Raw genomic sequence first — 12,171 nt, forward strand, 5'->3', positions numbered from 1 at the left:
CGCAAGGAGGACCGCCTATGACCAAGATCGTCGATGATCCCGAAAGCTTCGCCTCGTCCGCGCTCGCGGGCTTTTCGCGGGTCTACGGGCGTTATGTCCGGCTGGTGACGGGCGGCGTCGTGCGCTCCACGGCGGTTCCACGCGGAAAGGTCTCGGTCGTCGTCGGTGGCGGTTCGGGGCATTACCCGGCCTTTGCCGGCTATGTCGGGCCGGGCATGGCGGATGCGGCGGTGGCGGGCGAGATCTTCGCCTCGCCCTCGACGGCCGCCGTCGCCCGCGTCTGCCGCAATGCCGACCATGGCGGCGGCATTCTCCTCGGCTTCGGCAACTATGCCGGCGACGTCCTGAATTTCGGCGTGGCGGCGGAGCGCTTGCGGGCCGAAGGCATCGACGTGCGCATCGTCACCGTCACGGACGACGTGGCGAGCGCGCCGGCGGACCGGCACCTGGCACGGCGCGGCATCGCCGGCGATTTCCTCGTCTTCAAGGTGGCGGGCGCCGCCGCCGAGGCCGGGCTTTCCCTCGACGAGGTCGAGCGCGTGACGCGGCTTGCCAATGCCCGCACCTTCTCCTTCGGCGTTGCCTTCGGCGGCTGCACGCTGCCGGGCGCGACTGGGCCGCTCTTCACCGTGCCCGAAGGCATGATGGCGCTCGGCCTCGGCATTCATGGCGAGCCGGGTATCCGAGACGCGCGCATTGTTCCCGCCAGCGACCTCGCGGCGCTGCTCGTGGACACCGTGCTCGCCGAGCGCCCGGCCGGCGCGCGCCGCGCCGCCGTGCTGCTCAACGGCCTCGGCGCCACCAAATACGAGGAACTGTTCGTGCTGTGGGGCGTGGTCGAAAGGCGCCTGCAGGCGCAGGGCGTCGACCTCGTCGCGCCCGAGGCCGGGGAATATGTCACCAGCCTCGACATGCAGGGGTGTTCGCTGACCGTGATGTGGCTCGACGAGGAACTGGACCGCTTCTGGCTCGCCCCGTGCGACACGCCGGTCTTCCGCCGCGGTGCGGCGTTCGAGACGCAGCCGGCCCTGGTCCGGGAAGAGGCCGAGGACGCGGCGCCGACCTTCGGCCCGACCTCCGGCGCCGCGCGCGAAAGCGCCCGCTGCCTGGCCGGCATTCTCGACGCCATGGTGGTAGCCCTGGCGGAGGCGGAGGCCGAACTCGGCCGCATCGACGCCTTTGCCGGCGATGGCGACCATGGCCAGGGCATGCGACGCGGCGCGACCGCCGCCCGCGATGCCATCCACCAGGCGGTGGCGGGCGGGGCCGGGGCGAAAAGCGCCCTTGCCGCCGCCGGCGATGCCTGGGCGGACCGGGCCGGGGGAACCTCCGGCGCCATCTGGGGCCTGCTGCTGCGCTCCTGGAGCTCGGCCTTTTCGGACACCACGGCCTTGCAGGACGCCGATATCGTGCGCGGCGCCCGCCTGGCGCTGGACGACGTGATGCGCCTCGGCGGGGCGAAGCCGGGCGACAAGACCCTTGTCGATGCCTTCGTGCCCTTCGTCACGGCGCTCGAGACGGCAGCGGCCGAGGGGCTTTCCCGGAAGGACGCCTGGCAGAAGGCCAGCACCGCCTGCGCGGCGGCGGCCGAGGCGACCGCGCCGCTTTCGCCCCGGCTCGGCCGGGCGCGCCCGCTCGCCGAGCGCAGCATCGGTCATCCCGATGCCGGCGCCGTCTCGCTGGCCCTCGTCGCACGGACCGTCGCCGGCCGGCTCTGACGGGCGCTGCCGCCGCGAAAGCACGCCTTTTCAAACCCTTGCGTTGGGGCCTCTCCGCTCCCTTCCGGGCGGGGCCTTGGCGTGTCTATTCGACGTCACATATTCTGAGACATAGTTATTGACATGTTATACCAGTTGAGGGATACAAGCTCACGCCGGGTGCCCGGTGGAGGAAATTTCTGCCGGATGGACCTGCGATCCGGCTGCCGCATTCAGGGGAGGTCTTCGATGACATCGATCGCGTTGTTCGGTGCCGGTGGCAAAATGGGCTATCGGCTTGCCAAGAATCTCAAGGGGTCGCGTTTCGAGGTCCGCCATGTCGAGCTGAGCGAGGCCGGCAAGGCGCGGCTCGCCGACGATCTCGGTCTCTCCTGCGTTTCCGCCGATGAAGGCCTCGACGGCGCCGATGTCGTCGTCCTGGCGGTTCCGGATACGGCGATCGGCAAGGTCGCGACCGGCATCGTCGACAAGCTGAAGCCGGGCACGATGATCGTGGTGCTCGACGCCGCGGCGCCCTTCGCCGGCCATCTGCCGGCGCGTGCGGATATCACCTATTTCGTCACGCATCCCTGCCATCCGCCGATCTTCAACGACGAGACGGATCCGGCTGCCAAGCGTGATTTCTTCGGCGGCATTGCCGCCAAGCAGCATATCGTTTCCGCGCTGATGCAGGGGCCGGAAGAGGCCTATGCGCTCGGCGAGGAGATCGCCAAGGTCATCTGGGCGCCGGTCATGCGTTCGCACCGCGTCACCGTCGAGCAGATGGCGCTGCTGGAGCCCGGCCTTTCCGAGACGGTCTGCGCTTCGCTGCTCGTCGTCATGCGCGAAGCCATGGACGAATGCGTCCGGCGCGGCGTCGCCAAGGAAGCCGCCCGCGACTTCCTGCTCGGCCACATGAACGTGCTCGGCGCCGTCATCTTCGAGGAGACGCCCGGCGTCTTCTCCGATGCCTGCAACAAGGCCATCGAGTTCGGCAAGCCCGTCCTGATGAAGGACGACTGGAAGCGCGTGTTCGAGCCCGAGGAGATCGCCGCCAGCATCCGGCGTATCACCTGATAGCCGGCGGGTTCGCCCGCCGATGAAACGACTTGCACCGGGGCGGCCATTTTCAATGGAGGAGTGGCCGCTGGAGACGCCGGTGCCTAACCGGGAGGAAAAGATGAACATTACCCGTAGACTGATCACCGTCGGTTTCGCCGCCGTCATGGCGGCTGGCGTCGCCATGCCGTCCTTCGCCGCCGATCTCATCGCCATCATCACGCCGAGCCACGACAACCCGTTCTTCAAGGCGGAAGCCGTCGGCGCCGAGGCGAAGGCCAAGGAACTCGGCTACGAGACGCTGGTCCTCGTGCACGATGACGACGCCAACAAGCAGTCGCAGCTCATCGACACGGCGATCGGCCGCGGCGCGAAGGCGATCATCCTCGACAATGCCGGCTCGGAAGCCTCTATCGCCGCCGTGCAGAAGGCCAAGGACGCGGGCGTTCCCTCCTTCCTGATCGACCGCGAGATCAACGCCACGGGCGTCGCCGTCTCGCAGATCGTCTCGAACAACTACCAGGGCGCGCAGCTCGGCGCCGAGGAGTTCGTCAAGCTGATGGGCGAGAAGGGCAACTATGTCGAGCTGCTGGGCCGTGAAGCCGACCTTAACGCCGGCATCCGCTCCAAGGGCTATCACGACGTCATCGACGAATATCCGGACATGAAGATGGTCGCCCAGCAGTCGGCCAACTGGAGCCAGACCGAAGGCTACTCCAAGATGGAGACGATCCTTCAGGCGAACCCGGACATCCAGGGCGTGATCGCCGGCAACGACACCATGGCCATGGGCGCGATCGCCGCGCTGCAGGCCGCCGGCCGCAAGGATGTCATCGTCGTCGGCTTCGACGGTTCGAACGACGTGCGGGACTCGATCAAGGCGGGCGGCATCAAGGCCACCGTCATGCAGCCGGCCTACGCCCAGGCCCAGCTCGCCGTCACCCAGGCGCACGAATACATCACGACCGGCAAGGCGCCCGCCGAGGAAAAGCAGCTGATGGACTGCGTGCTCATCACCGCTGACAACGCCGGCAAGCTCGAAACCTTCGCGCTCGCGGAATAATCCTCCCCCGCGAGGGTGCGAGGCGGGGTGCGGTCCCGCCTCGCATTTCTGTTCATGACGGAGAATGCGAATGCTGAGGTTTCAGGCTGCCTTTCCGGTTTTGCTTGCCGGCGCACTGGCGCTCGGCGGCTGCAAGTTCGTCAAGACCGAGGACGAGCAGAGGCAGGCTGCGGCCAATGCCTTCGATCCGGACAAGCTGGTCGCCGACATATGGGACGCCAAGGTCGTGCCCTATATCGCGGAGCGCGCCGGCCCGTTCCAGGAGGTTTCCGCCCTTGCGGCGAGCGATCTCGATGCCGCCGCGGAAAAATACGGCCATAAGGAAAAGCAGGGCAATGCGCCCTGGACCTTCGTGGCCAAGGTCGACGGCGTGATCGTCGCGGAAGAGACGAAGTCGCGGGCGGGCTATGTCGACGTGGACGTCGACGGCGACAAAAAGGCGGATGTGCGCGTTTCGATCGGGCCGGCGATCCGCGGCACGGCGATCCGCGACAGCCTGAAATTCGTGAATTTCAACGAGTTCAAGAACCAGATCGAATGGGCGCAGTACGGCAAGTCGTTCAACACCCATGTGAACGGTTCACTGCTGGAAAAGCTTTCGCGCGAGAACCTGACCGGCAAGACGATCACGGCGACGGGGGCCTATCCGCTGCCGGCCAAGGGCCAGTTGCCGCAATTCGTGCCCGTCACCATCACCGTCGGAGGCTGACATGAGCGCCATCGACGACGGCGACGTCATCCTCGAACTGAAAGACATCACCAAGGCCTATTCCGGCATCGTGGCGCTGAAGAAGGCGGACCTGAAGCTTCGGCGCGGCGCGGTCAACGTGCTCGTCGGCGAGAACGGCGCCGGCAAGTCGACGATGATGCGCATCATCGCCGGCGTCGAGCGGCCGACGCTGGGCGAGATCTGGATGGAGGGCAAGCGCATCCATCTCGATAGCCCCTCCGATGCGGTGCGCCACGGCATCGGCATCGTCTTCCAGGAGCTGAACCTCTTCGGCAATCTCTCGGTCGCCGAGAACATCTTCGCGACGCGCGAGATCACCCGCGGCCTGCGCGGCATCGACCACAAGGCGCAGGTGGAGAAGGCCAACGAGTTCCTGAACCGCCTCGAAGCCGGCATTTCCGCCGATACGCTCGCGGAAGACCTGCCGATCGGCCAGCAGCAGCTCGTCGAGATCGCCAGGGCCGTCTCGCTCGACACGCGCATCCTCATCATGGACGAGCCGACCTCGGCGCTGAGCGCTGCGGAAGTCGACGTGCTCTTCCGCGTCATCGCCGACCTCAAGGCGCGCGGCGTCGCCATCGTCTACATCTCGCACCGGCTGGAAGAGCTGATGCGCATCGGCGACTACATCACCGTCCTGAAGGACGGCCAGATCACCGGCCATGCCATGGTCAAGGATATCGATACGCGCTGGATCGTCCGCTCGATGATCGGTTCCGACGCCAAGGACTTCGCCAAGCAGGTCGATCACGAGCCGGGCGCGGAAGTCTTCCGCACGGAAAACATCTGCCTGCCGCGCGCCCAGGGCGGCTATGCGGTCGACCATGTCTCCATCGGCGTGCGCAAGGGCGAGATTCTCGGCATCTACGGGCTGATGGGCGCGGGGCGCTCCGAGCTCTTCGAATGCATCATCGGCCGGCACGAGCACTATACGGGGAAAATCTTCGTCGAGGGCGAGGAACTGAAGGGACGCGACACGACCCGGCGCATCCGCGAGGGCCTGGCGCTGATCCCGGAGGACCGGCAGCGCGAGGGCCTCGTGCAATCCATGTCGATTGCCGACAACCTCTCGATGGCGAGCCTCGGCCAGTTTTTAAAGGGTGGCTTCCACATCGACCTGAAGCTTGAGAAGAAGGCGATCCTGGAGGCGATCCGCAGCCTTTCGATCAAGGCGAAGAATCCGGAATTCGACGTCACCTCCATGTCCGGCGGCAACCAGCAGAAGGTCGTCATCGGCAAGGCGCTGATGACGGGGCCGAAGGTGCTCTTGATGGACGAACCGAGCCGCGGCATCGACGTCGGGGCCAAGGCGGACGTCTTCCGCACCATGCGGCGGCTGGCGGGCGAGGGGCTCGCCATCCTCTTCTCCACCTCGGACCTCGAAGAGGTCATGGCGCTCTCCGACCGCATCGCCGTCATGAGCAACGGCCGGCTGGTGATGGTGGTGGACCGCAAGGACGCCACCGAGGACATGGTGATTTCGGCCTCCGCGGAGGGACATAAAACCAAAAGGATGCATGCGTGATGACGACAGCAACGCACACTGCCGCCGCCGGCAACCATCTCTCCACGGGCGCCGCCCTGCTCACGATCATGAAGCTGAGGACCTTCATCGCGCTCTTCGCGGTGATCATCTTCTTCTCGATCTTCGCGCCGAACTTCCTGTCGACCGCGAACATGATCCTGATGTCGAAGCACGCGACGCAGAACGCCTTCCTCGCGATCGGCATGACCTTCGTCATCATCACCGGCGGCATCGACCTTTCGGTCGGCTCGATCGTCGGCCTCTGCGGCATGATCGCCGGCGGCCTCATCATGTACGGCGTGGCGCTGCCACTCGGCTACACCGTCTATTTCAACATCGTCGAGGTCGCGATCATCGTCATGGCCGTCGGCATCCTGATCGGCGCGGTCAACGGCCTGCTCATCACCCGGCTCAACGTCGCGCCCTTCATCGCGACGCTCGGCACGCTCTATGTGGCGCGCGGCATGGCGCTGCTCTATTCCGACGGCCAGACCCTGCCCAATCTGACGGGCCGCGAGGACCTCGGCAACCAGGGCTTTTCCTATCTCGGCTCCGGCTCGATCCTCGGCCTGCCTGTTTCCGTGTGGATACTGATCGTCGTCGCATTGGGCGCTGCCTATTTCGCCCGCTTCGTTCCCCTCGGCCGGCACATCTTCGCAGTCGGCGGCAATGAGCGCGCCTCGCGCATGTCCGGCATCCGCGTCAACCGCGTAAAAATGTTCGTCTACATGTTCTCCGGCTTCTGCGCGGCGATCGTCGGCCTCATCATCTCCTCCGAACTGATGGCCTCGCACCCGGCGACCGGCACCAATCTCGAACTCAACGCCATTGCGGCGGCCGTTCTTGGTGGTACATCCATGTCGGGCGGGCGCGGCACGATCGGCGGCACGATCATCGGCGCCTTCGTGATCGGCATTCTCTCGGACGGGTTGGTGATGATGGGGGTCAGTTCCTTCTGGCAGATGGTGATCAAGGGCCTCGTGATCATCGTGGCCGTGGTGGTGGACCAGGCCCAGCGCCGGCTCCAGCAGCGCGTCACCCTGATGCAGATGGCGAAGGCGGGCTGAGCATGGCGAAGACGAAGGGTGCGTTGATCGGCTGCGGCTTCTTCGCCGTCAACCAGATGCATGGCTGGCAGGATCTCGCCGACGTCGAGATCGTGGCGATCTGCGACCGCGATGCGGAGCGGCTCGGCATCGTCGGCGACCAGTTCGGCGTGACGAGGCGCTACCGGTCGGCGGACGACATGTTTGCCGACGGCGGCTTCGACTTCGTCGATATCGCCACGACGGTCGGCAGCCACCGCGCGCTGGTCGAGCTTGCGGCAAGCCACAAGGTGCCCGCGATCTGCCAGAAGCCGTTCGCGCCGACGCTGGAGGATGCCAAGGCCATGGTCGCCGCCATGGAGGCGGCCGGCGTTCCGCTGATGATCCACGAGAACTTCCGCTGGCAGACGCCGATCCTCGCCGTCAAGGCCGCGCTCGACAGCGGGGCGATCGGCACGCCCTTCTGGGGCCGGGTCTCCTTCCGCTCCGGCTTCGACGTCTTCTCGGGCCAGCCCTATCTCGCCCGCGGCAAGCGCTTCATCATCGAGGACCTCGGCATCCATTCCCTCGACATCGCCCGCTTCCTCTTCGGCGATGCCGACCGCATGACCGCCCGCACGCGCCGCATCAACCCCGACATTGCCGGCGAGGACGTGGCCACCATGCTGCTCGACCACGAGGGCGGCATCACCTCGATCGTCGACGTCAGCTACGCGACGAAGCTGCCGGAAGAACCCTTCCCGGAAACCTTCGTCGAGATCGACGGTAGCAACGGCACGCTGCGGCTCGGCAAGGGCTACAGGCTGACGGTCCATGGACCGGGCGGCACCACGGAAAGCATCGTCGCGCCGAACCTTCTGCTCTGGGCGTCGCGGCCCTGGCACAATATCCAGGAGAGCGTCGCGCTCATCCAGAAACACTGGGCCGAGCGGCTGGTCGCGGGCCGGGAGCCGGACACGTCCGGCCGCGACAATCTCAAGACCTTCGCACTGGTCGAGGCGGCCTATCTCAGCGCCGAGCGCGGCGAGACGGTCGCCCTCAAGGATCTCCTCGGATGAGCGGGGACCTGCTCCGCCTCTACGGCACGAGCGAGCGCGAGCCGGAAAGCCGGACGCTTTCGGCCGGCGACGTGAGCGTGGAGCTTCAGGACGGCAATCTGCGCACCCTGCGGTTTCGCGGCCATGAGGTGCTGCGCGCCGTCGCCTTCCTCGTGCGAGACAAGGATTGGGGCACCTGCGGCGCCGCCATCGCCAATCTTGCGGTCGAAGAGACGACGGCGGGCTTCTCCGTTCGCTACGACGCCCGCTTCAGCGCGCCCTCCGGCGCCCATCTCGACTGCGCCATCTCGATCGCCGGCAGTGCCGGCGGCGTGACCTTCTCCGCCGACTGCGTCAGCGACGCCGATTTCGAAACCGCCCGCGCCGGCTTCGTCGTGCTGCATCCGGTGGTCGGCGTCGCGGGCGCGCCGGTTAAGGTGCGCCATGGCGACGGCAGCGTCGAAAAGGCCTGCTGGCCCGACCGGATCGAGCCGTGGCAACCCTTCAAGGAGATCGCCGCCATCACCCATCGCGTTGCGCCCGGCATCACGGCGACGACGGATTTTTCCGGCGATGTGTTCGAGATGGAGGACCAGCGCAACTGGACCGACGGGTCCTACAAGACCTATGTGCGGCCGCTGGCGCTGCCCTGGCCCTATCGCGTGCCGAAGAACGAACCGTTCCGCCAGGCGATCTCCGTCAGGATCGAGGCGGAGGCGGGCGCTGCGCCCGCCGCCGGCGCGGGCGACGCCGTTTCGCTGAGACTGGTGCCGACGACGCGCCGGTTCCCCGAGATCGGCGTCGGGCTCCGGCCGGAATGCCTTGCCGGGGAGCGCGCTGCGCTCGCCGTGCTGGAAACGATTGGCGCGCGGCACCTGATCGCCCATTTCGATCCTGTCGCGGGGCACGGCATCGAGGCATTGCGGGGATATGCGGAGATCGCCGCGCGCTCCGGCCTCAAGGTGACGCTGGAGCTTGCCGTGCCGTGCCGCGGCCCGCTCGATGAGGAGATGGCCGGCATTGCCGGGTTTGTCGGCGAGGCAGGGCTTGTCCTCGACACGCTGTTCGTCTCCCCCGCCGTGGACCGGCAATCGACGCCGCCCGGCAGCGCCTGGCCGGAATGCCCGCCGCTCGCGGCGGTCTATGCCGCGGCGCGAGCAGCCTTTCCGGGCGTGCCCCTCGGCGGCGGCATGATGAGCTATTTCACCGAACTCAACCGCAAGCGCGTGCCGGGCGAAAGGCTGGACTATATCAGCCATTGCACCAATCCGATCGTGCACGCGGCCGACGATCTCTCCGTCATGCAGACCTTCGAGGCGCTGCGCTTCGTGGTCGGCTCGGTGCGCGCGCTCTATGGCGACAAGCCTTACCGCATCGGCCCCTCGACGATCGCCATGCGGCAGAACCCCTATGGCAGCGCGACCAAGGACAATCCGGCCGGCGGCCGTATCCCTATGGCGAATGTCGATCCCCGCCACAACGGCGCCTTCGGCGCCGCCTGGACGCTGGCCTATGCCGCGACGGTCGCCCCGGCCGGCCTGGAAGTCCTGGCGCTGTCGACGCTGGCCGGGCCCTTCGGGCTCGTGGCGGGCGAGGGGGAAGCGACGCCCGCGGGCGGGTTGCGGCCCCTCGCGCATGTGCTGGCGGCGCTCGGCAGCCTTGCGGGCGGGGCGGCGGTCGCCGTCGAGACGTCCCGTCCGGAGGCGGTGCTGGGCCTTGCGACGGCCGACCGACTGCTTTTGGCGAACATCACGCCGCAGGTGCAGGCGGTGGTCCTTCCGGCGCTGCCGTGCAGGGTATCGGTCATCGACGGCAAGGGTGCGGACCTGCCGGCGGCCGGGCGGATCGGCCTGCCGCCCTATGGGGTGGTCGAGATCCTGCGGTGAGCCTTATTTGTGCCCCTTGAGGGCATAGAGCGCACGGGAGCGTTCGAGATGCTTGATCATCGCCCTTTCGGCGCGGTCGGCATCGCCCTTCTCGATGGCGCGGATGATTTCCTCGTGTTCGGCCAGCGTGAAATTCTCGCGGCCCGTCCAGATGAGCATTTCCGTATGATAGGACTTCAACCAGCCCAGCATGGCGCCGCTGACCGCTGCGAAGATCGGGTTGCCGGAAATCTGCGCGATCAACTGGTGGAACGCCATGTCCGCGTCGATGAACGCATCGGCATCGCCAAGACTTTCCTTCTGTTTGTCGAGCAGGGCGCGCAGGTCGGCGATATGGGCGGGGGTCGCCTTGGTGGCCGCCTCGCGGATCATGCCGCGCTCGAAGAAGATGCGGGCGCTCTTCAGGTGCTCCAGCGTGTCCGAGGAGCCGGAGAGCATGAGCTTGGCCGGCAGGTCGACCTGGCGGATGATGGATTCGGCGGTGATGCGCAGCACCTTGGCGCGCTCGCCCTGCGAAATCTCGACCAGGCCCTTGCCGGCGAGCGCCTGCATCGCTTCGCGGATGGCCGGGCGGCCGACGCCGTAGCGCTCCATAAGCTCGCGCTCGGAGGGCATGTCGTCGCCGGCCTTCAATTCGCCGGTCTCGATCATGTGCTTCAGCCGGGCGAAGACTTCGTCGGAGAGTTTCTTGCGGACGATCGGTTCGGAAGCGACGTTCATGGGACACCTGGTTTCGACAGGTTTGAATATGCATCAAGTTCGCCGGCCGCAACAGCTTTCGCGAATGCCGGCTTGCAATAACATAAATACTCATTATACCAGTTATCGCGCTTTCACAAGCTTATTGCGGCACGAACGGGAGGAGAAAACGTGATCCGTCTGACGTATCGGATAGAGACATCGGGTTCGCCCGAGGCGATGGCGATGAAGATCGCCAGCGACCAGTCGACCGGCACCTTCGTAGCCCTGCCGGGCGAGACGGAGGAACTGAAAGCCCGCGTCGCGGCGCGTGTCGCCGCCGTCCGTCCCCTGCCGCCCGCCGATCGCGCCTCCTTTCCGGACGAAGCGGGGAGCGCGACGCAGTTCAACCGTGCGGATGTGGATATCGATTTCCCGATGGATGCGGTCGGCACCGACCTTTCGGCGCTGATGACCATCGCCATCGGCGGCGTCTTCTCCATCAAGGGGCTGACGGGCATCCGCATCGTCGACATGCAGCTTCCGCCGGAATTCGCCGCGGCCCATCCCGGCCCGCAATTCGGCGTTCCCGGCAGTTTCGCGCTGACGGGCGTGAAAGACCGGCCGATCATCGGCACCATCGTCAAGCCGGCGCTCGGCCTGCGCCCGCACGAGACGGCCGAGATGGTCGGCGAACTGATCGAGGCGGGCGTCGATTTCATCAAGGACGATGAAAAGCTGATGAGCCCGGCCTATTCGCCGCTGAAGGACCGCGTGGCGACGATCATGCCGAAGATCCTCGACCATGAGCAGAAGACCGGCAAGAAGGTGATGTATGCCTTCGGCATCAGCCATGCCGATCCCGACGAGATGATGCGCAACCATGACCTGGTGCTCGCGGCCGGCGGCAATTGCGCCGTCGTCAACATCAATTCCATCGGCTTCGGCGGCCTTTCCTTCCTGCGTAAGCGTTCCGGCCTCGTGCTGCACGCCCACCGCAACGGCTGGGACATCCTGACGCGCCATGCCGGCCTCGGCTTCGAATTCTCCCTCTGGCAGCAGTTCTGGCGGTTGCTCGGCGTCGACCAGTTCCAGATCAACGGCATCCGCGTGAAATACTGGGAGCCCGACGAGAGCTTCGTGCGCTCCTACAAGGCTGTCAGTATGCCGTTGTTCTCGCAAAAGGACGTGGCGCTGCCGGTCGTCTGCTCGGGCCAGTGGGGCGGGCAGGCGCCGGACACGATCGCGGCGACGGGCGGCTCGACGGACCTGCTCTACCTGTGCGGCGGCGGCATCGTCAGCCATCCCGGCGGGCCGGGGGCGGGCGTGAAGGCGGTGAAGCAGGCCTGGGAGGCGGCCGTGGCGGGCGTGCCGCTGGAGACCTATGCCAAGGACCATCCCGAACTGGCGCAATCCATAGCGAAATTCGCCGACGGCAAGGCGGCGTAGA

At 66.6% G+C, this 12,171-nt stretch carries 10 protein-coding genes; 9 read left to right on the top strand and 1 reads right to left on the bottom strand.

Annotated features, from left to right (window positions below; all coding sequences use genetic code 11):
• Positions 1 to 17: 17 nt before the first annotated feature.
• The 8 genes from AB3G45_RS09035 (at position 18) to AB3G45_RS09070 (ending at position 10,043) form a co-directional block, all read left to right on the top strand.
• Positions 18 to 1,718 (top strand): dihydroxyacetone kinase family protein, encoded by a 1,701-nt coding sequence (locus tag AB3G45_RS09035; RefSeq protein WP_367830228.1) that lies wholly within the window; start codon positions 18 to 20, stop codon positions 1,716 to 1,718.
• Between the two features lie 228 nt (positions 1,719 to 1,946).
• A complete protein-coding gene (locus AB3G45_RS09040) occupies positions 1,947 to 2,774 on the top strand; it encodes a phosphogluconate dehydrogenase C-terminal domain-containing protein (protein WP_367830229.1) in 828 nt (275 codons plus the stop codon).
• Between the two features lie 103 nt (positions 2,775 to 2,877).
• Positions 2,878 to 3,819, top strand: coding sequence for a D-ribose ABC transporter substrate-binding protein (locus tag AB3G45_RS09045; protein ID WP_024271314.1), 942 nt, complete (start codon positions 2,878 to 2,880; stop codon positions 3,817 to 3,819).
• A gap of 70 nt (positions 3,820 to 3,889) precedes the next feature.
• Positions 3,890 to 4,528, top strand: coding sequence for a DUF2291 family protein (locus AB3G45_RS09050; protein ID WP_367830230.1), 639 nt, complete (start codon positions 3,890 to 3,892; stop codon positions 4,526 to 4,528).
• 1 nt (position 4,529) lies between these two features.
• The gene (locus tag AB3G45_RS09055) at positions 4,530 to 6,074 is read left to right on the top strand and encodes a sugar ABC transporter ATP-binding protein (protein ID WP_367830231.1); all 1,545 of its coding nucleotides are present in this window, start codon (positions 4,530 to 4,532) and stop codon (positions 6,072 to 6,074) included.
• Positions 6,074 to 7,141 carry an ABC transporter permease gene (locus tag AB3G45_RS09060; RefSeq protein ID WP_367833544.1) on the top strand — a complete coding sequence of 356 codons (1,068 nt, stop codon included), beginning with the start codon at positions 6,074 to 6,076 and terminating at the stop codon, positions 7,139 to 7,141. Before AB3G45_RS09055 ends, AB3G45_RS09060 begins: the two co-directional genes overlap by 1 nt.
• Positions 7,142 to 7,143: 2 nt before the next feature.
• Entirely contained in the window at positions 7,144 to 8,178 is a 1,035-nt protein-coding gene (locus tag AB3G45_RS09065; protein ID WP_367830232.1) for a Gfo/Idh/MocA family protein, read from the top strand.
• Positions 8,175 to 10,043, top strand: a complete 1,869-nt coding sequence (locus AB3G45_RS09070; RefSeq protein WP_367830233.1) for a hypothetical protein — start codon at positions 8,175 to 8,177, stop codon at positions 10,041 to 10,043. Before AB3G45_RS09065 ends, AB3G45_RS09070 begins: the two co-directional genes overlap by 4 nt.
• Before the next feature lie 3 nt (positions 10,044 to 10,046).
• On the opposite strand, the gene AB3G45_RS09075 is transcribed toward AB3G45_RS09070, so the two are convergent.
• A complete protein-coding gene (locus tag AB3G45_RS09075; RefSeq protein ID WP_367830234.1) occupies positions 10,047 to 10,763 on the bottom strand; it encodes a transcriptional regulator NanR in 717 nt (238 codons plus the stop codon).
• A gap of 150 nt (positions 10,764 to 10,913) precedes the next feature.
• Here AB3G45_RS09075 and oiaX point away from each other — a divergent pair, with 150 nt between their 5' ends.
• Positions 10,914 to 12,170 (top strand): 3-oxo-isoapionate-4-phosphate decarboxylase OiaX, encoded by a 1,257-nt coding sequence (gene oiaX / locus AB3G45_RS09080; RefSeq protein ID WP_367830235.1) that lies wholly within the window; start codon positions 10,914 to 10,916, stop codon positions 12,168 to 12,170.
• The last annotated feature ends 1 nt before the right edge of the window (position 12,171 follow it).

It is taken from the genome of Shinella sp. S4-D37 (genome assembly GCF_040812195.1).
Lineage (GTDB): Bacteria > Pseudomonadota > Alphaproteobacteria > Rhizobiales > Rhizobiaceae > Shinella.